The sequence below is a fragment of the Ruegeria arenilitoris genome (genome assembly GCF_013031355.1).
GTDB lineage: Bacteria > Pseudomonadota > Alphaproteobacteria > Rhodobacterales > Rhodobacteraceae > Ruegeria > Ruegeria arenilitoris_C.
The window spans coordinates 22,838-41,230 of record NZ_WPZO01000018.1 but is presented as its reverse complement, the minus strand read 5'-3'; the positions used below and the strand labels follow the sequence as shown (position 1 = coordinate 41,230).

General features: G+C 53.9%; 21 protein-coding genes. 7 read left to right on the top strand and 14 right to left on the bottom strand.

What is annotated here, in order from left to right; all coding sequences use genetic code 11:
- Positions 1-314: 314 nt before the first annotated feature.
- A complete protein-coding gene (locus GOX63_RS23300; protein ID WP_170547325.1) occupies positions 315-1,358 on the bottom strand; it encodes a LysR substrate-binding domain-containing protein in 1,044 nt (347 codons plus the stop codon).
- Positions 1,359-1,417: 59 nt separating this feature from the next.
- Here GOX63_RS23300 and GOX63_RS23295 point away from each other — a divergent pair, with 59 nt between their 5' ends.
- From GOX63_RS23295 to GOX63_RS23280, 4 genes are all read left to right on the top strand, one after another.
- Positions 1,418-1,870 (top strand): hypothetical protein, encoded by a 453-nt coding sequence (locus GOX63_RS23295; protein ID WP_217356284.1) that lies wholly within the window; start codon positions 1,418-1,420, stop codon positions 1,868-1,870.
- 285 nt (positions 1,871-2,155) lie between these two features.
- Positions 2,156-2,422 (top strand): hypothetical protein, encoded by a 267-nt coding sequence (locus GOX63_RS23290; RefSeq protein ID WP_170328962.1) that lies wholly within the window; start codon positions 2,156-2,158, stop codon positions 2,420-2,422.
- Between the two features lie 141 nt (positions 2,423-2,563).
- Positions 2,564-3,226, top strand: a complete 663-nt coding sequence (locus GOX63_RS23285; protein ID WP_170328960.1) for a hypothetical protein — start codon at positions 2,564-2,566, stop codon at positions 3,224-3,226.
- Positions 3,227-3,230: 4 nt separating this feature from the next.
- Positions 3,231-3,791 (top strand): hypothetical protein, encoded by a 561-nt coding sequence (locus GOX63_RS23280; protein ID WP_170328958.1) that lies wholly within the window; start codon positions 3,231-3,233, stop codon positions 3,789-3,791.
- Between the two features lie 152 nt (positions 3,792-3,943).
- On the opposite strand, the gene GOX63_RS23275 is transcribed toward GOX63_RS23280, so the two are convergent.
- The gene (locus GOX63_RS23275; protein WP_170328956.1) at positions 3,944-4,957 is read right to left on the bottom strand and encodes a M23 family metallopeptidase; all 1,014 of its coding nucleotides are present in this window, start codon (positions 4,955-4,957) and stop codon (positions 3,944-3,946) included.
- Positions 4,958-5,038: 81 nt separating this feature from the next.
- On the opposite strand from GOX63_RS23275, the gene GOX63_RS23270 reads away from it, so the two are divergent.
- Positions 5,039-5,383, top strand: coding sequence for a hypothetical protein (locus GOX63_RS23270; RefSeq protein WP_170328955.1), 345 nt, complete (start codon positions 5,039-5,041; stop codon positions 5,381-5,383).
- Positions 5,384-5,752: 369 nt separating this feature from the next.
- Entirely contained in the window at positions 5,753-6,442 is a 690-nt protein-coding gene (locus GOX63_RS23265) for a hypothetical protein (RefSeq protein WP_170328947.1), read from the top strand.
- 493 nt (positions 6,443-6,935) lie between these two features.
- On the opposite strand, the gene GOX63_RS24050 is transcribed toward GOX63_RS23265, so the two are convergent.
- From GOX63_RS24050 to GOX63_RS23240, 5 genes are all read right to left on the bottom strand, one after another.
- Positions 6,936-8,465, bottom strand: a complete 1,530-nt coding sequence (locus GOX63_RS24050; protein ID WP_170328949.1) for a S8 family serine peptidase — start codon at positions 8,463-8,465, stop codon at positions 6,936-6,938.
- Positions 8,466-8,501: 36 nt separating this feature from the next.
- A complete protein-coding gene (locus GOX63_RS23255; RefSeq protein ID WP_170328951.1) occupies positions 8,502-8,756 on the bottom strand; it encodes a hypothetical protein in 255 nt (84 codons plus the stop codon).
- Between the two features lie 591 nt (positions 8,757-9,347).
- Positions 9,348-10,184: a hypothetical protein gene (locus GOX63_RS23250; protein WP_170328943.1), complete on the bottom strand. Its 837-nt coding sequence runs from the start codon at positions 10,182-10,184 to the stop codon at positions 9,348-9,350.
- Between the two features lie 582 nt (positions 10,185-10,766).
- Positions 10,767-11,069 (bottom strand): hypothetical protein, encoded by a 303-nt coding sequence (locus GOX63_RS23245; RefSeq protein WP_170328941.1) that lies wholly within the window; start codon positions 11,067-11,069, stop codon positions 10,767-10,769.
- Complete coding sequence (locus tag GOX63_RS23240; RefSeq protein WP_170328939.1) at positions 11,066-11,563, bottom strand: DUF6714 family protein; 498 nt, start codon at positions 11,561-11,563, stop codon at positions 11,066-11,068. Before GOX63_RS23240 ends, GOX63_RS23245 begins: the two co-directional genes overlap by 4 nt.
- A 71-nt stretch (positions 11,564-11,634) precedes the next feature.
- Here GOX63_RS23240 and GOX63_RS23235 point away from each other — a divergent pair, with 71 nt between their 5' ends.
- A complete protein-coding gene (locus GOX63_RS23235) occupies positions 11,635-12,174 on the top strand; it encodes a hypothetical protein (RefSeq protein ID WP_170328937.1) in 540 nt (179 codons plus the stop codon).
- 158 nt (positions 12,175-12,332) lie between these two features.
- On the opposite strand, the gene GOX63_RS23230 is transcribed toward GOX63_RS23235, so the two are convergent.
- From GOX63_RS23230 to GOX63_RS23200, 7 genes are all read right to left on the bottom strand, one after another.
- Positions 12,333-12,755, bottom strand: a complete 423-nt coding sequence (locus GOX63_RS23230) for a nuclear transport factor 2 family protein (protein ID WP_170328935.1) — start codon at positions 12,753-12,755, stop codon at positions 12,333-12,335.
- An 86-nt stretch (positions 12,756-12,841) separates the two neighbouring features.
- The gene (locus GOX63_RS23225; protein WP_254436082.1) at positions 12,842-13,147 is read right to left on the bottom strand and encodes an ArsR/SmtB family transcription factor; all 306 of its coding nucleotides are present in this window, start codon (positions 13,145-13,147) and stop codon (positions 12,842-12,844) included.
- A 191-nt stretch (positions 13,148-13,338) separates the two neighbouring features.
- A complete protein-coding gene (locus tag GOX63_RS23220; protein ID WP_170547322.1) occupies positions 13,339-15,153 on the bottom strand; it encodes a relaxase/mobilization nuclease domain-containing protein in 1,815 nt (604 codons plus the stop codon).
- The gene (locus tag GOX63_RS23215; RefSeq protein WP_367646766.1) at positions 15,150-15,494 is read right to left on the bottom strand and encodes a hypothetical protein; all 345 of its coding nucleotides are present in this window, start codon (positions 15,492-15,494) and stop codon (positions 15,150-15,152) included. The genes GOX63_RS23220 and GOX63_RS23215 overlap by 4 nt, the downstream gene beginning before the upstream one ends.
- A gap of 565 nt (positions 15,495-16,059) precedes the next feature.
- Positions 16,060-16,260, bottom strand: coding sequence for a hypothetical protein (locus GOX63_RS23210; protein WP_170328929.1), 201 nt, complete (start codon positions 16,258-16,260; stop codon positions 16,060-16,062).
- Positions 16,261-16,889: 629 nt separating this feature from the next.
- A complete protein-coding gene (locus tag GOX63_RS23205; protein WP_170328927.1) occupies positions 16,890-17,492 on the bottom strand; it encodes a class I SAM-dependent DNA methyltransferase in 603 nt (200 codons plus the stop codon).
- 247 nt (positions 17,493-17,739) lie between these two features.
- The gene (locus tag GOX63_RS23200) at positions 17,740-18,276 is read right to left on the bottom strand and encodes a hypothetical protein (RefSeq protein WP_170328925.1); all 537 of its coding nucleotides are present in this window, start codon (positions 18,274-18,276) and stop codon (positions 17,740-17,742) included.
- Between the last annotated feature and the right edge of the window lie 117 nt (positions 18,277-18,393).

Here is an 18,393-nt window from a genome sequence, read left to right as displayed (position 1 = left end):
GGCGTTCGATTTCGCGCAGATGTCGTGGCCATAATCTGGAGCTATCACGCATTTGGATCTTCGTCTTTAGAGATTCTACGAACGGCAGCTAAGTCCGCATAGCGGGCGCTCCTCATTGTGAACGCCGAATGTCTCGTTTGAGCCCATTGCTGCCTTTGATCCCACTTCAGTGTTTCGCTCACGCAGCAGGTCGCGAACCGCACATTCCGGACGTTCAAAACCAGATTGCCAATAGCGCGAAAGCGGACAGAGCCGGCACACAGGCCGACGATTCCAATGTCCGGTCTCAATTCAGATCTGCTGTCAGGCCCGTGTCATGAAACGGCTCGCAGAGGGGCCCTTCCCAGTTTTTCTACCAGAAAGTCGGCCGCGAGGGACACGTGCGCTTCGCAGGTGTTCGATTGGTGAACGGATATCACCACCTCGTGCAGTGAGGGCAAACCGGCCTGTCCGTCAATGATCCTGAGACCAGGTGGTATAACAGAGGCCTCCATCACGGAAACCGACGATCCGTCAAGAAGGGCTTTCTCGATCAACCCTATGCTGCGCGTGGAATATGCAACGCGCCATCGGCGGTCGATGCTCTTCAATACGTCCAAGGCGATTTCCCTGCACACACAACCAGATGGGAACAAAACGAGCGAAAGAGGTTGATCGAGGTCGTCGATGAAATCGGGGGAGGCAACCCAATGAAGCGCTTCATGCCTCGCGACCTGTCCAGCGACAGAATCTGGACGGTGCGTTGCAACGACCACATCCAGTTGGCCCCGCGTCAACATGGGCAGCAGATCGCTGGCGTTGTCGCATGTCACTTCGAACTGCAATCTGGGATGCGCTTTCGCCAGGGCGGACAGAATCGGAGGCAGCAGGAAAGTCGCGTAGTCATCAGGCGCTCCGATCCGGATCAATCCTTCCGCCTCTGGGCGTTGCAGATGTGACAGCGCAGCATCGTTTGCGGCCAGAATGCGGTTTGCATAGACCAACAACGCTTCGCCGGTCTGTGTGATCGACACGGACTGACGGCTCCGCTCAAAGAGGCGTTTCTCCACGATGGTTTCAAGCCGTTTGATCTGAAGGCTGACAGCTGATTGCGTGCGCCCAATGGCCTGTGCAGCATGCGTGAAGTTTCGATGCGCCGCGACGGCGACGAAGGATCGCAGTAGGTCGATTTCGAGATCACGCTTCATAAAGTAAGATTTCCATATCTCATCACGCTTAGCAATATTATTCGTTTCTGAAATAACCAGCTCAAGCCTACTGTCGCCGAAGGAGGCCCGCTCAATGCTTGGTTTGATCGCACAAACGATCTTCGTGGCGACACGCATATCACCGCCGCGTAAGTCGGCTTCAGGTTGCAACTGGCGCTCACCATCAGGCCCGAGGGGCCATGGCACAAAGAAGGGAACGGACAAGGAAAATGGAAAGCATCGACATCAGCAAACTCAAGACACGAACAGGCACGGTGGAACGCGTCTGGCAAATCGAGATTCAGGCGACGCCTGAAGACGCGGACAAGATCATAGACAATGTGATGGAGGTCAATCCACTGATCTATGGCCGGTACAGGCGCAACGCATTTGTCAGTGCTGTAGGCAGCGAGACTTACTTGCCGGAAGACAACTCAACCAGTGCTGTGCATCTGGGGGCCGCCAACAAGGTTCAGACCTTCCCAAGCGTCCTTATCGTCATTTCGGTCGTGCAGGACTCCGAAACGCTGGGGCGCGTTCTGGATGCGATACGCGATGTACATCATTACGAAGAGCCTTTGATCTTCATCAAGGATTGTTGGGCCAGCCGCGCCAGCTACGACCCGCACAATTCCAATCCCAATCGTTGGTGGAACCGCGACAAGGCAAACGCGGAAAACTGATCTCGGAACGATTGCCGTGGGTTGTCACTACCGATGACTATCCGTCCTTGGCAGCCGGTGAACAGCCATTCGTTGCCCATGCAGCATTCGGTGGAGTGAGCTCGGAGCAGCCATTCTCTGCAGTGGATTCAAATAGTGGTTTGAGCCCTTTGCGGACCTCCGCAAGCAAGATTGATTTTGCCAGCGCAGCACGTCGAGAACCGCAGAAACCGGACGCTGGATTTTCTAGGCAGGCTAAGACCAAAGCCCTCAGAGGAGTTCAGCGGCAGTTTCTCGTAGGGTGGCGTGCGCGGCTTCGCAAAGTCTGTTGCATGTGGAAGCAGCTACCTCGATAGCCAAGGCTCCAGCAGCCTGCTCAGCATCGGCATTCTTGGATTGATCAGAAGAGCTGACAGAAGGGTCACGATCAAGAACATTCCGAGCAATGCTGGCAAGCCGATCTCCAATTTCGAACGCTGGGTCAGCCCACTGGTTGCGCTCGAATTGATTTTCGATGCTGCTCGGTTGGCGCTGCAACCGGAGATAAAGGTGGAAGGCACTGAAAATGATTGATATTTTCGCTTCGAGCCGTCATCGGCGCTCTTCTCGTTAATTCTCATTCTTACGCGTTAAAGAATAATACTACGCATGATATTGTATTTTCATGCGCGGATAGTTATTTAAGTGCTCAGGCGCAAGAATAGGATCGTGACTATGGCATTTAGAGCGGATGAGGCGGCGGCGAACGCATACGAAAGAACAAAGAAATACTTGGTTCCGGTGACGTTTTCACCAGAAGTAAGAGCCGAGAGTGAGGAGGCATTGCTGGATATTGTCGATGAAATAGGTCCAGCCGTCGAGGGTTACCCCACCTGGCACCCTCTTGTATCTAAACACAATAGTCGCAATCCAGAAACCGAACCAAATGAAAGGACTGGATATAGGGGGCTCGATCATACCCGGTACTTTGCACACGGGTTTGTCACGTGCCCATACGGCGGGGCGGAACAGGTAATCGACTCTGCGTTCGAGATTAACCACCACTGCGCAAGCATTACTGCAGAGGAATTGGACGTGGCGTTCTACGCGAACGGGGCAAAGCCCGTCCTCGTCAAATGTGAATGGCCCGAACCGCTGAATCCCGGCAAGCAAATACCAAAGAAGCTCGCCGTTCCATTGATGCTTGAGCAGGAGCTACCGTGTTGGCGTTGGGCTGAGCGTGCAGAACGGTGGGAGGTTATGCGCCCATACTTACTGGGAGAACCACATGGAAGTCGGTCCTCGCTCTTTGTCGATCAAGAAACGGCGTTGGCCATGAAAAAAGCCTACATGGCGATGGTCGAAAGCGGAATGTTTGGCCCTTTGAAAATGGATTGAATTGATGACTTTTGAATTAGACGAACTCGAATGTAGCATCTTCGGGGATTTCAAAGCTGGCGACAATGCTGGTTACAACTCTCAGCTTCTGTGTGACTTGGTAGAAGCGAACGAAGACAGTAAGTTCAACAAGCCTATTCTTCTTCAAGCTGCCTCATTGATTGAGGTCGCGGCCATTCAAATCTTCTACCGGGCTCAAAACTATAATCTCGAAGGCGTCCCGAATGTGTCGGAAGAAGATCGGCAAGAGATTGAAGAAAAGCAAATCGACAAATTTGCCGTGGTCATCGACAACCTGCGAAAATATCACATCTTAGATGGGATGGGGGCGGACATTTATGACGACCTGCACACGCTCCGAAAATACCGGAACAAAATCCATATCCAGTTGCACGTGAACATTCCGAACGTTCACCGCGACGAGGATCGTGTGTTCACAAATGCCAAGACAAGATGGGCAGTCGATTTAAACTGGCGTGTGCTGTCGTACCTTGCAGAGCACTATTCCCGCCCAAAGCATATTCAAGGGTTTGTTCAGCCACTCCGGTTGCCCAAGTTTGCTTGATCTTGGCGTATGGCAAAAGGCAAGAGATCTAAGCAGATTGAGCCCTAAGCCGACATTGCCGTGCAAACTGGCTGCTGCGGTCGCACTCGGCTGGTTCAGCCCGAAGCAGACATTGCTTTCAGGCCCACAGGTGCTGATCCCGGACAGATTCCTCAACGAATCCTCCAACGAAAATGGCTAAGGGGATTGATTTTGGGAGCACTGATATCAAGCCCGCCTTCTCTGACTTCAATGTGAACGTGATCAGACCTGCCGCCGTAGTCGTTTCGAGAACCCATATCGCCGCAGGGGTAGTTTCCCCCCGCATTACCAGAGCACCCACTACGACCCACTTCCTGGCCACTTGAAATGGGGCGTCCGCTTCTGCCCGAAACGGCCGAAAGGTGGGCATAGATCAGAAAATATGTTTTTCTATTTCTCGTATACTCAATTACAGCCGACTTTCCGAATGTTGGATTGTTGGGCCCGCCCTTGAATGGGTTAAGGTACAGCTTCCCCGCCGTTGGCGCGAGTAGTTTGGTTCCTCTTTGTAGAAACACATCAATCCCTTTGTGACGACCGCTTGGACGCTGACCGTCGAAATGACTCCAATCGGGTTTCCAGCCGTTATTCAAATACCATCCACGATACTGGTATGGATATTTGTCCTCGTCGAGATCGGCGAATGGAATGTATGCGGAACCCTCAAACCCGTGCTCAAAGCCAAGTTTCTCCGTCAGTATGTCCACAACGTCTTCGTAGGGTTCAGTTTCATCAAGACTGCCGGTGTCTTTTTCGCCATCCGCAGCTCGCAAGTGTGGCGGCCTGGAGTTAATATGAGAAATCGCTACACCATAGTCACCGTTGGGATCAGTGTTGTCTGAATAGTAACTGTCCTGTGCGCACAATTGAATGCGTTCACCACCCCAGCGGAACAGGTAGGGCCGTTCGTTGAGTTCTCTGCGCCCCAGCGCGGAAGACTGCAGCCAAAGGCTTTTGATAGTATCGCCTACTCCGGGCCCGTATTTAAGTGCACCGGTCCGCGCTAGAGCAACGTAGTCTCCCCCTCGGAAACCATACCGACCTAAACGTAGTACAGTGGCCCGTTGGGCGTCGGTATCTTCAGGCGAAGTGGGGAAGAAAGTGCCCCGCGGATTAACTTTATGAAATGTCTCATGTCTCTTCATGGTCTGAACCTTTTCCGAGAATCAAATTTGGTGGTACTATCTTACATTATTTTTAGAATTGCTTAGAGAACGGAGCGCGCAATGTCGGTCGAAGATTTTTCGGTAGAGTTCGAAGACCTTTTGACTTCAAACAAGGACCTGAACTTAGTAAACGACGCTGGGGACCTTTCAGTAGTTGACTTCCTAACAAGCAAAACTGACGGCACGTTTACTATGCGTGCAGGCCCTCAACAATTCTCGGGAACATGGTCTAGAGTTGACGCAAAGTCACTGAATTTTAACGCTACGGTTGATGCTATTGATTACTCCGGTTGGATGAATTTTGGCTCTGCGAGGATCAACGGGGATTCTTATATTGCTGCCTTTATTCACTTTCAGCTACCAGTCGAGGTTTACGGGACCATTCCCTTTGTCGAGGCCAATTGAGCCTGCGCCGCCTAGAACAAGATAAATATGTGTACGAGATGGCAGCGCTAAGACAGACGTCAGCATACCAATGATTTTGCATATACGAACATTACAAAGTCCAGTTTCTGTGTATCGCGACCATCAATCTTGCAAAACTTTGCGCGGTGGCTAACGGCAGCAAAGTCCGCACTCCGGACGTTGCTTTCGTTAGAGCTGGCTCAATGTTCCACTGAAGCCGTCAGATGACCGCTGTGAGCCCTTCTGCGACATAGGTTTACCAGAGCAACGCGAAACGCTACGCTTGAATCTTCAGTATGTATTTTCTACTTTGAGTAGATGCGGAATGTAATCCTCCGGACCATCTCGATATTCGTCGGCATACTCGGTGTGGTAGCCGCCACGTCCCGAGCAACCGCTGAAATCTACGATGTGTCTACTTTCGAGCCATCGCCGTTCATTTGCCCTTCGGATCACTCGACCAATCTAACTGTTATTCTTGAGTTGCAGCCTGGCGCAGAGAAAGTTCGCCTTAGTATTCCGAGCGGTTATTTTGATCCTCGGGTTAAGCTGCGGGACAATACGACGCGGCGAGGTCAGGTCCTGCGGATTCACGGTGAGGGCTTCACGCCTTGGCCACCTGAGCTTTTGCCAAAACGTCAGGAGGGGCCCTATGTCGGCATTCTGTTGACCGACTATATCCCGATGGATGATCTCGCCGTTCATCATGCCTCCCTCATTCGTGGGTATACAGCCACTAATGTGCCTGAGTTTTACGCCGTCGATTCGATACTTGGACTGGAAACACTGGTGTCAGATGCTCCACCCTTCAGAGATCCAGAAACCAACGTCTACAGCGATACAGACCTGCATATTTCCCGCAATTCCAGCGGTCAAATCACCGATGTGATAACGTGCAAAAAGCCCGGTTCAGTCCCGTATCCGGGCTGTCGTCACTACATGGAATCTCCACTGGTCGACTTTGATATCGGCTATTCCCTGAAGCTGCTTCCTCATTGGCAGGACATGTCGAACAACGCGCGAGCGTTTGTGTCATGCATAACCTCAAATTCCTTATAGACGGCTTCCTTTAAAGGTCCGTTTTGTCCGCTTACCGGATGCATGTACCCGCAGAGATCAAGTAGCTTGGAAAACGCAGGTTAGGGCTCTAACTACCAATCGATGCGGGCCGCAGAGAATGTCGGGTGAGAACCCAATTTGTGAGTTCGATTTTTTGCTGCATGCGGCCGCGGCACAGAAATCGCTGCCAGTGTGAAGTGTCCAGTGCCAATTCTCGGCTGTATATGGTGTCATTCGAATTGTGCGCAGCGAGAAGCACTTGGCAAGTGACAGACCGCGTGACAAAGCTGCGCGCAACACCGCTTAACTTTGCGATGTACGTGACGCCGGCCCGCGATTTGAGAACGACGCGCGCATGCCTTCGGGCTGGGGTGTTCGTGGTCGCCACCGCTGCGACACGCCGGACTCCACCGTCATAAAGGCGTCCCCGGTGTCCTCGGGATCGCAAATTGATGACGTTCTGACCCAGGCCGGGGAGCCGCCAAGCCCGGCTTTAGAACTGCGTCAGCGCGTAATCCAGCGCCGCCGAGGCATTGACTAGGCCAAAGCCGGTTGCCTCGTCGCGGCCAGGGCCTGCTGGGTTGCCAAAGCGAGGATGGCAGCTGCCCTCGACCACGTCCGTAGCGGTCTGGCTCAGCGCCTCAATCACCTGCGCCGGAGTCAGATCGGGTCGCGCACCGAGTATCAATGCGCCAGCGCCTGCAATCTGTGGCGCGGCCGCCGAGGTGCCGGAGAACCGCGCCCAGCCGTCATTTGCCGCGGTGCCGTCGCCGGGGGCGTCGGAAGAGGGGTTGCTCATCGCCACGTCTAGCTCGCTACCCGCCGGCACGGGCAGCATTATGTACTGCGCCCGCGGCAGCATGCCAACAAGACCGGACGCGTCAGGCACGATCCGGCCGGGGAACCAATCGTCCGGCGAGGTATAGCCACTGGCGTAGTTCGAAGCGCGCAAATCGAGGTCGCGTTCCATGAAAACGCCCCCGGCTGAGAACACGCCGGGGATTTGCGCATAGGTACTGAACGACCCGTTGCCTGCCGAGAAAACCACAAATATCCCCTGTTCGACAGCATCCACGATTTCGGCGATGAACGAGAACTGGCTTTGCGGCGGCGGACCGAAGGGCGGAAAGGAGAAGGTGTCGTTGCCCCAGGAATTAGTCAGGATCTGTGGGTTGGCTTCTTTGGCGGCGATAAAGCCTGATGCAGCGGCGACAAGACGGCTTTCCTCGGTCGCGCTGGGGTCGTTGGTGGCCCGGTAGGCGTGCAATTCGATCCCGGGGGCAAGCGCAAAGATGTTCGCCGATTCGCCGGTGCCGTGGCCGTTGGGGTCGACAGCTGGGTTAGTCCCCGGAACCATCGCTGTTACCGAGGCCACGTTGTAGGAGTGAAAGTCGAAATAGGGGTGCGCGTATTGCCCACTATCGACCATCGCGACCCTCACGTCTTCGCCTACATGGCCGGCGCGATTGGCTCCAGCCGCGCCCATCGCGGACGAAACGTCGTGTGGGACCTGCAGATAGGTGCCCTCGACATTCGGCGGGATCGGTGGGGGGAAGATGCCGTGCAGCAACTTCGGTTCCTCCAGCATGACGCCTTCGATCTTACTGGTTTTGGTCTTCGCCCGCCCCAGGCTGCGGCATTCCGGCTGCTTGGAGCCGACAATGTCGAGATGCGTTGAATACCGACGCGCGCCGCCCTCGGCCAGCACTAGGCGTTCGTAGGCCGAAACCTTGCCGCCGGTTAGCTCCTCATAGGCCTCAGGCGGGCCGGCGACTGAAAACCCCAGCCGACTGCCGGCGAGGATTTCGAAGCCCATCTTGTTAAGCGCTTTTTCAGAGGCCGTGCGGTCGGCCTTGGTGCTATGAAAGCCCTTGTTTTTAGTCACCAAGTCGATGGGTCCGGCATCATAGACGCTGGTCTTGCCCTTTGAGTTGACCGACACATAGCCGATGATCTTCGACGGCGGTCGCGCCGCACTTTCGCGTTCGGTGGGTATAACATAGGTGTCTATTTTCTTCGGCATGAAAAGTATCCTTTCTCAAATGGGTCGAAAAACGCATCAATTGTAATTAACCTCCGGCATGATAAAAATTGATTTGACTATGTGGCTAAGCTTTTCGGGCACAACGATGGCGTCCTGGTCCTCGATCCGGTCGATCTTTTCGCCAACTGCTGCCTCGAACGCATCTGCCTCGCCGCTGAGGAGGGCGCCGGCCTTTGCCTCGCGGAACGCCAACTCGCTCCCGGCGAAGAAGGCTTCGATCGCCGCCGGATCGACCCCATCCCGCAATGTTAAGAACATCTCGAGATACATAGCGGCTCCTCCTTTGGTTTGGTTCGCCAAAAGTGGCTAAATTTCTTTTTTACAATCATCAAAATTTGTCAGCATCCTAGCACCATTTTCGCGCTCCATCCAGAACTCCCAACTTGGCGCCGGGGGGCGGGCCAGATTGGTGACGGTGAACGACTGCTTCGACGACTTGCACGGCGTCGCAACAGAAGATGCGCTGCGACTGCCAGGTCAAGCTGCGCCAGCGAAGGTCAAAAAAAATATAAAGGCGGCTTTGTCCGCTTCATCGACATCTACAAGCCAAGCAGACAATGTCCGGTTTACACCGCTCGTGACGCGCTGCACTAGCGAGTAGCTGCCAGGCCATCAAAGGCGGTATTGGGCTCGAAGCGGTCGTTCTCTGCGGTAGGCATCAACAGATCGAAAGAGCCCTGAGCTGCCGTAGCCTCGTAACCTGTGTGCCGCGATTGTATTGGGCCTCTCGCAACCCAAAGCGGGCACGCCACTCCAGCATCTTGAGCGAGGTTCGGTCTATCGCTGCGCTAACAGCCATGGCACGTAGTGTGAAAATGAAAGCCATTGTTTATTTGCCAATAGGCCATTTTTCGACCGGAGTTATCGATTATCCATAGGTGCCATAGAAGGCTCCCAGATTTCCCACCCTGCCTCATTAATTCCAAGTAAGAATTCGTGATTTCCGCTTGCTATCTTGTCTCTTAGCAGGCCTGCAACATTGTCAGCTAGCTCGTTACCAGCATCGCCATTTGAGTTGACTAGCGTCGATATTCTCAGGTTACCTTTGATAAGCCCTGGAGTGGTGAGAGACATTATCGCGTTGAACAGCAATGCCATACGCCCGTCGATGCCCCCTGGAAATTTGTTGGGCATTAATTGCATGTCCAACCAGTCAAGCTGTGGACGATCCACTCCAAGAGTTTGGAGCAAGCGCTGGTGCACACGGAGAACAAAGTGACAGATGAAGATGAGTGGAACGGCTTGAACTCTGGAGATCTCGAAAGAGACTTTTTCAAGTTCTTCCGCGCTTCTTCCAGACTGCCTCCGAAGAAAAGGGCCAAAGCTCATATAGGTTTTTTCGTTTCTAGTTGAGGTCTGGACACACCGCGAAAGACCTAGTTCATCAACCATGTGTCTAAAAGAATCCTCTATGACTCGTTCTTGAGCGCTTATCGCTTCGAGGAAGACAGGGAAGTCTGCAATTGTGGCCGCCAATTCCTTTTCAAATTTTTTCTTGTAGCCATCTCTACTGCCTGCCCATTTGCTAAGATTGGATTTGCCGTTGATGCGATGTGCGATTTTTTGGGAGAGCTCCCAGTGCTCGCCCCCTTCAGACAAAATCAGAACTGAATTATGCCAGCAATCCGGATCACCTGTTAGCTGCTCACTCGGGGAGTGATCCATCGATGCGAGAAACATCGTTACCCATTGTGTCATGCGCTTGATCTGACGTTCAACGTTAGAGCCCTAAGCAAAAATTCTACACTCAGAATGTTGATTGAATCGTGCAACTGCGCAATGCAAACACTCTTGATTGCATGCGAGCAGACGCAAACGCTGGTTTGCGCAACACCCAACCGGATTCTCTTTAACTCGTCCCTCAATCTTTGCAAAGTCCGCATCCTACGCATAGCCGCCATCCGGGGTGTTCAGTGTCGCATGCGCGGCGAAGGTCCGCTGTGTGGCCATACCTGCTCGGCCGGACAAAACCCGGAAGTCCGCTTTCATAGAGACGTGGTACTTGCAGAATGACCGCTAAGGGCTGACCTAAGACTGAGAACGTCGAATGGCGGCTTTTTTGCGCAAGGCGGTCGCTTGCGCTGGCCTATGCGGACACCTGTTTTCTACTCCTAGTGTATAGGCCCACAGAAATTCCTATTCAAAGGTGAGGGGTACTATGGTGCTCGACTGGTTCGAAAGCATGGAAAATTGACAAGCCAACGAAATCGCAACGGTCGTATTCGTTCAGTCTAAAATGGCCCATTGGTTCTGAAGTCACACCGTGCTGGGTATATCTCACTAATCCTTAAAGAAAATTACCCAGATGGCGGCAATGATGACACCGGTACCGGCGGCGAGCACCAAGGCGACAGCGCAGAAGAATAGACGAGGTTGGCTGGAGCGACGGATAATCGAAAAATGAATTCTTATCTGGCCTCTAAGTAAACCATCCGTTGCCATCGAAATTGCAAAAAGTCCAAGTGACAGTGCGCTGGTTCCCCCCCATAGTCGTTGCCATTGCTCATTCTCGGTCAATGCCAACGGCAAACCGGTTACGACAAAAAGCGCTGCGAAGAGCCACATCAAATACGTAATATTCATCGACCCGGTGCCCACACGCCTTGTTCTATCCAGTAATTAACCAAAGCGGCTTCCGCAAATTCACCAAGCTCAGGATGGTCGCTGAAATAGTACAGAAACCTCAATACGGCCTCCGTCTGTGTAGGCGTCAATTGGCTGAACTTGGACTTCCTGAACTCGTGCAGCATTTCTTTCGATGTGCCAGGGTCGAGTGCCAGAAGAATGCTTTCACTGGCATATTCCGGGCTGTCTGAATTTCGCAGCGTCCAAATCAGATACGCGGGCAAGTAGTACTGAAATGCTTTGGGGCTGAAAGCCGTGGGGGCAGCGTAACTGTATACGATCATTTGATCGGTCATCTCATGCCATTTGACCCCGCCGTAGAATTCAAGAATATCCACGTCATCTATACATTCGGGGTGAAGAAGTTCATCATCAGCAGGTGGATCAAGACCGTCAAAAGCAGCAATGATCTGGTTTGCAAGAGCTTTGGTTGTTGTCGTCACCTTTGGCATGGTGACATATTAAACTGGCTGAAACCCCGAAATCGAGCGTATCAACAACAATTCGGATTCGAGTGATTGCGATGGATAACGGACAGAGGCTCTTTCAGGACGTCAGTCATGAATTTCACGACAATTCCATTTATGCCTTAAAATTGATTTCGCCTGACCCAGACAACAATGACTGGGTGAGCGAACTAATACTCGATATCGACCACATTGAGGAGTGGATCAGGCAGGACAACGGGCAATTCAGTTTTTCCGTTTCCCAGGTCAATCTGTGTTTCGAGGGCGTTTCCGATCTGTCCGTTTCCTTTTCGTTTCCGAAATCGACCGTTACACCGCTGCCAATCGACCGGATTACCCGGTCCAGAGAACCAGTTCGGATCCACGGAATGGATTATTCCGAATTTGCCTGGACCATCGAACTGAATGACCGCCGCGGCGGTGGTATTTGCTTCCACGCTACTGGGTATCGCTTTGAAAGGGTCGGAAAACCCGTCACCTGCGAGAACCAATGTATACCCAAACATTGGCGCCTACCGCAGTTGATGCAGAAGACTGTGGACCACCTCGGCAACGAATACCATTGGAGCCCACCTGCCATCTCACTTCAATCGTAATTGGGTACGCATTTGGTAGGAGGTACTGCACCTGTCACAGTTGGCTGCGAGTGTATTCAGCATAGTTAGACCGAATACGGAAACGAGTATTCGTCTGCTGAGGATCAGCTTTGCTGCCTTCTCAGATGCTACGATACCCGCTTTGCATAGCGATATCACTATGTGAAAGTGCTACCGCCCTGTCTGGCATGGTCGTCGCGGTCGAACCAAACCAACGACAATTGTATCAAGCCGTTGTCGTCAAGGGTCCACTCCTCCCAACCCAAAAGGCGAATAGGATCATTTTCACGCCTTCCGGGACCGACGAGCATACCGGTAAAGAGAGCGTGGTTCCCAGATAAACGAAAATCGTGCAGCAACACAGAAGAACCGGGAAAATCACGGAAGAACGGTGCCGCGTAATCCGAAGCAATCGCGCCCCGACCTTGAATCGCCTTGCCAGAATTGAGCCGTGCCGCCCCATCTTCAGCGAAATGTGCTGCTATCTGTGCCGGATCGTTGGAACTCCACGCAGCAGCATACGAAGAAGCTTTCTCCAGCGCATCAGCAAACAACATTTCGGTTGCCCCTTTCTCGAACATGGCCACTCTTTGGCTTTGAGGGTGAGACCATGGATGTATCTTAGACGCGTACGTTCAATAAGTCATAGTTACTCATAGAATGCAGATCACTTTGCCGCATCTTCGCTGCAAAAGAGATCGTACAAAAGTTCCACAACTGCCAAAACTCGTGCATCCGTAACTCGGTAGTAGATGCACTTTCCTTCACGTCGTGTGTCAACCAACCCGGAGAGGCGCAGACGGGTCAGTTGCTGCGAAGCTGCTGCCTGTCGGATGGAGAGCGTGTCTTGAATTTCGCCAACAGATTTCTCACCACCAAGTAGCAGGCACAAAATCTGCAATCGACCGTCATGCGCCATGGTCTTTAGAAAGTCGGTTGCTTCAAGAGCGTTTTTACTGAGATCGGATTTCAAGTGGTGCTCAAAAAAACTATAAATCTTGATATCTCGATCTCTGACCACTGTCTCGAAACTGCAAAGAATACGCCGAACACGGCCCAACCAGAGAATGGACTGCGATGAACCTGTGCATTCAGAATTTTCTTGCTGAGCGCAGTACGCTGACCGTTGAGTTTTGAAACAAACTGATAAGCGTCTGGGTGTGTCTATAGGCTATGTCCATCATCTTCGCGACTTTGCACCACGTGCTCCCGCGCATGAACAATCTCCTGCGCAACTTCGGCAATCTTTCTCGACGCAACCTGATGTAGCTCACCAACAACGGCTTCGGCCTGTTGATAGCTATCCGGCACTCCTCGGTTGCGGAGATGCGCCGCGGCGGATGAGATATCCGCGCTCCGCCATGCCATCGTGGTGCCCAGCGTCACGGTCTCATTATCGTTGTAGCGGGCCAGGAACGCGTTGCCATTGAGACCAATACTGTTTGCAGAACCGACGATCTCTTCCCTCACAGCCAGCCATTTATCGGCCTCGGTCGGATCCAGTGCATCCAGCGCCGCCGCGCTCAGCGATGTCGTGTATCTGCTGTCCTCGATAGTGAAGGCCTGCAGGTCTGCGTCGTAGGGGCGCAGATCTGCAACCTCCCCTTTCAGCTCGCCGATCTGAACATCCATCGCAGCGCGCAGCCCAGGGTCTTCTACCTCCCGCGCAAGACCTTCCATGTTGTCGATGGATTTGAGGATTTCTGTCGTCTGCTCCTGCAACGTGACAAAGGCATCTTCGCCCAGATGGTCCTGCATGTAGCGGACATAGCGACTGGACGCCGTGACATAGTCATCGGATGTCTGGAAATCGCTGTCTCCCGCGATATCCGCGAGCGCAGAAAAATGCGGATGGCTTTGCTCATCGTTCCTTACGTCGTTGATATGGGCGATGACCTGTGCCTTAAGGTCGGGGTCGAGCGTCTCTACGTCTTCGCCCAACCGAAGGTGCTGCTCCAAAGCATCCATTATCGGCCGGGATACGTAACTCGGCCCCCCCGGCTCGCCATAGTCGTCAAAATGATTGGCCTGATTCAGTAAATATTCCAGTCTTGAGACCACAGGGGCGTCTCCTTCTATGAGTTGGATGGCAAACTCTTCGATCTTCTCTTTGACGGCGTTGGCGCGCGCGTCAAAGAGATCGGACATACGAGCGATGGACAGGGCCATCACATCACCCGCCGCTTCGCGGGCCTTAGTCTCGATGTCCGGTGTGGTCTCGATCACCGACATCCCGGCCTGAACTTTCCAGGTGTCGGTCTCCACTTCCTGACGCAAGCCACGTTCCAGGCGGGTGGTGGCGGCCAGCTCAATTCCAAACTGCTCTGCCACCTCGACCTGGATCGACCGCAGCCGGTCGATATTCATCTCGCTGGTCATGCCGGTCTTGAGCCAGTGCCCATGATCCACACCTCGGCAGTTCACCACGAGATGGACATGAGGGTTCTCTGTGTCGTTGTGGAACACCGTCAGGTAGTCCCAGGTATCGCCAAAATCGCCGCTGCCAAATACACGCTCTGCAAACTCAAGACCCGCCTCGTGGGCCGCATGCGCATAAGTACCTTCCGGGAAGGACACGATCATATGACGGGTATACCCGTAGTTGGTTTTGCCCGAGAACCCATCCGCCCAGCTCTCGATAAGATCACCCACCTGACCCCCATCGAGCGGCGTCACGCCATTGTCCCGGATGTCCAGAACACCCTCTGCCCGGACGGTCAGGTAATTGATCTGGCGGCGCAGTTCCTGAGCGTTTTTCACCCCACCTTTGCGCACGATTTTGACAACTGCCTCCGGCTTGCCAAATACCGCGCCAAGCCGGGCTTTGATCGACGACGCCCGCGAGATCAGGAACTTCATGCGCCTGGCAGTTTGCAGCTGAACATCGGCCCGGCGAGATTGATCGATCCCCTTCTGGGCTTCCCGGAAGGCAAGCTCGAACAGATCAGCAGCAGTGAGATCAAGGGCTGCCATTGTCATGTAACGACACCCTCCCCATCCTCGCGCAGGATCCGCCGAATGGCGGCCTCCGGCTCCCGATTCCGGCGCGCCGCGGTGATCAGTGCCTTCAGATCCTGGCGCTGCTGAATGATGGCACGGTGAAGGTTGTCGACATCGCGCCGATCATCATCCGTCCAAATGACGCTGCCGCGCTTGGCCGATTTTGCGAGCTGATTGAGGTTGGTGTAGCCCCCCTGGACCTGACGCAGATGCTGCTGCCAGAGATCCACCAAGGCCGGATCGGGATCGAGATACCCGATCAGCCGATAGATCAATCTCTGGATGATCTGGTTGCGGCTCTTGGCGCCAAGCGCGGTCACAGCCGCCTCCAGACGCTCCAGCGCGTCCACTGGCAAACGCACAGAGAAAACGGCGGTTTCTTTGGTCCTGCTCGCGCTCAAAACCTGCTCACTCGATTGTCAACTCATGGTTGAGTCATTTTGTAACACAACTACCTTATCCTGTCATACACTCCAAGAGGAAACCGGGGGTGATTTTAGAAATCCGTATTTTCTAAAATTGCCCCCGGAACAGTTTTGCTCTTGGAGGCAATTTCCACGCCGGGAAAAAGGTCCCGCCCTTGTTCCAGCCAGAAGGCGTGGGTGCCGGTGGACCGGCGCAGGGCAATCATGCACCGCATGGGTTGCCCGGACAGCGCCCGTCACATACCGGCACGTTTAAGTTCAGTATGGCATTTTTGCGCGCCTCAGCGCGCTCAGTTTCCCGCCGCTTGCGCGGCGGGTGTGGCAGGGCAGAGGGCTGCCGCATCGCGGAAGGTCACCTCCCCTGCCCGGCCGTTGGGCCTTGCGCCACACGTGGCGCATATGTGGTCCGGCCTCTGGCCGGAGCAGAAGAAAGGGCGGCTTGTGCCGCCCTGCTCTCTCGTCATTCGGTGACTGGCTCGTCATCGGTGCGCTTCGGGAAGGCCACCATCTCGACCCCGGGGAACATGCTGTGCTTGACCTGGACCGAGGTGATGTTGCCGGTCTCATCGGTACTGACAAAGAGAACGCCGCACCGATCCCAGAAAGTCTTGCCTTCTTTTTCACCTGTCTTGACGTTCAGTTTCAGAGTTTGAGTTGCCATTGTTTGATCCTCGCTATGACGTGTTTCGATGAACATGGGAAAAGCGGGCATCAAGGGGACGTCAGCAGGGAATTTGGTCCGCGCGGAATGCGCCGCAGGCGCAGGGGAAATTCCCTGTTGAAGCGCGGCACCCGTTCCGGGCACCGCGCGTCTTCCCCGACTGCCCGCTTATGTTCATCCCTTCAGAAACACGGCAGCCGAGGATCATCGCCAGCAACGAGGTTGAAACTGGCAGACCACGTGACAGGAAGGATGTTCTGGGATCGCTGCGCGCGGGTCATCTGAACAAAGCGATACAATTTGTGGCAGCAACATCACCTCGGCCCGACACAGGCGCAGTGTTCAGTTCCGGGTGCGGGTGGCCTTTCTGGGTCAGAATGGCCCTCGCGGCAAAGGAAGGAGGATCATCGGCGGTAAAAGTCGCCCTTTTCAATTGGCGAAGGCCAAAGACCGGACGGTCCGGCCCTGGTCCGCGCTTGCGCGGATCAGGTAATCAGCCGGACTCAATTTAAAATGGCGGAGTCTGACTAATGACCGCAGCTAAATCTCTAAGTTGAACTTTGCTGCCCGAGCCATACCAAAGTTCGGTTAATTGGACGCAATGGTTGTTCACGCATCCAAACACAATATCATTCTGTATTTCTAACCCCCGCTCCAATCAGAACAGGCATGCCCTGCTCATCAGATTTGAACTCGAATATACGCTCGACCCGAATTGAACCAAGCCTTGCCGCCTCCAGCGCGGCTTTCATTTGATTCAGCGTCAACCCAAAGCCGTCATCATCTGACGCTTGCCAATCCCACTGCACGAAATGCCCACCCTTGTTGAGCAAACCCGCCAGTACTGCCACGGCGCCACTGTAATCTGGAAGAAAGGCACAAACGGAAGACGCGCAGATCAAATCGAAACCTGAGAACGCATTCTCCAACTCCGGAACATCTCCAGCCAGAATATCTCCGTGAGCTGCTCTAACATTTTGCAGCTGTTTTTGCTGCAGGACGGCAATCATATTCTCCGAGGTATCGACGGCAACAACTTCCTCCACATGCGGTGCAATATTTTCCGTCAGCAATCCGGTCCCGCACCCAAAGTCGAGCACACGTTTTGATTGCCAATCCTTCCCACAAAGATTCAAGTGGTCGTCCAGCGTGGTGAAAGCGCGACTCGCATAGCGTCTGACGTCGCTATTGTCGTCCCAACCTTCGGCATAGTCGTTCCAGTCATCAGTCATGTTGCTTGCGTTTCCTTGTGGGTTTGCATCGGCTCCAAAACATCTGTGCGGAAGCAGACGCATCAATACGAACGCGCGACATTGGCGAGGTTGGCGACTACAGTCAACATGGGTTTGGATTGACTTATGGAGGGAATAGAGGCGACCTCGGCAAGCTTCTGCCAAACAGTCTCGCACATAAGAAAGAGGCCCACCGAAGCGGGCCAAGAGTTTAACCGAAGGAAAGTCTGGAGGTATCGAAACCAAGCTAACGCTTGCGCGCGCGATCGACAACACCGTCGGCTGTAATCGTGGCAATGCGATCCTCGGTGCGCCGGGTCATTTCCACGCCGTCTCCCGTCATATGCGCCTCGGCAAATTCGGTGAACTTGAAGATGCTGCCATCGGCTTCAACATGGGTTTCATCCTCCGCCGAGCGACGCTTCACCGACCCGTCATGGCGGATTTCAATGATTGTGTTGTCGGCCATGCGGACCGTCACGGAATGCGCGTCCACGGCCACACCCTGCCACCACATGTCTGCGTCGCGGCGCACAACAATGCGACTGGGATGCAGCTTGATCTGTACATCTTGGGCAGCTTCCGGATCAGCGGCTTTCACCACAACAATCGCCTCCTGCGCGTTGGGATCGCTGTGGATTGACGCGCTCCCGTTCTTTGGTGGCCAGAGCTTTGGCTGTTCGCGCGGTTTGCCCTTCTGATCCGTGTGAAACCCGACAAACATCTGCGCGGATTTCCAGACGCGGCGGGCGGCTTTCTCGAGCTTGTTCGATGAGGTGTCCATAGGTCTATCCAAATCCATTTTGGCGAAAGTACCACCTTTAAAAGTAGGCCGGGTGGCCTACCTCTGATAGCTATGCGCGACGGGGTGTTTGCGCAATGCCACTTTGAGTTTTCATCA

Coding starts and splice junctions, on each gene's coding strand:
- GOX63_RS23285 (WP_170328960.1), top strand. CDS start 2,564: ATGGCATTTAGAGCGGATGAGGCGGCGGCGAACGCATACGAAAGAACA.
- GOX63_RS23295 (WP_217356284.1), top strand. CDS start 1,418: ATGGAAAGCATCGACATCAGCAAACTCAAGACACGAACAGGCACGGTG.
- GOX63_RS23205 (WP_170328927.1), bottom strand. CDS start 17,492: ATGACTGATGACTGGAACGACTATGCCGAAGGTTGGGACGACAATAGC.
- GOX63_RS23275 (WP_170328956.1), bottom strand. CDS start 4,957: ATGAAGAGACATGAGACATTTCATAAAGTTAATCCGCGGGGCACTTTC.
- GOX63_RS23200 (WP_170328925.1), bottom strand. CDS start 18,276: ATGGACACCTCATCGAACAAGCTCGAGAAAGCCGCCCGCCGCGTCTGG.
- GOX63_RS23255 (WP_170328951.1), bottom strand. CDS start 8,756: ATGTATCTCGAGATGTTCTTAACATTGCGGGATGGGGTCGATCCGGCG.
- GOX63_RS24050 (WP_170328949.1), bottom strand. CDS start 8,465: ATGCCGAAGAAAATAGACACCTATGTTATACCCACCGAACGCGAAAGT.
- GOX63_RS23280 (WP_170328958.1), top strand. CDS start 3,231: ATGACTTTTGAATTAGACGAACTCGAATGTAGCATCTTCGGGGATTTC.
- GOX63_RS23270 (WP_170328955.1), top strand. CDS start 5,039: ATGTCGGTCGAAGATTTTTCGGTAGAGTTCGAAGACCTTTTGACTTCA.
- GOX63_RS23235 (WP_170328937.1), top strand. CDS start 11,635: ATGGATAACGGACAGAGGCTCTTTCAGGACGTCAGTCATGAATTTCAC.
- GOX63_RS23250 (WP_170328943.1), bottom strand. CDS start 10,184: ATGACACAATGGGTAACGATGTTTCTCGCATCGATGGATCACTCCCCG.
- GOX63_RS23245 (WP_170328941.1), bottom strand. CDS start 11,069: ATGAATATTACGTATTTGATGTGGCTCTTCGCAGCGCTTTTTGTCGTA.
- GOX63_RS23210 (WP_170328929.1), bottom strand. CDS start 16,260: ATGGCAACTCAAACTCTGAAACTGAACGTCAAGACAGGTGAAAAAGAA.
- GOX63_RS23230 (WP_170328935.1), bottom strand. CDS start 12,755: ATGTTCGAGAAAGGGGCAACCGAAATGTTGTTTGCTGATGCGCTGGAG.
- GOX63_RS23220 (WP_170547322.1), bottom strand. CDS start 15,153: ATGACAATGGCAGCCCTTGATCTCACTGCTGCTGATCTGTTCGAGCTT.
- GOX63_RS23240 (WP_170328939.1), bottom strand. CDS start 11,563: ATGCCAAAGGTGACGACAACAACCAAAGCTCTTGCAAACCAGATCATT.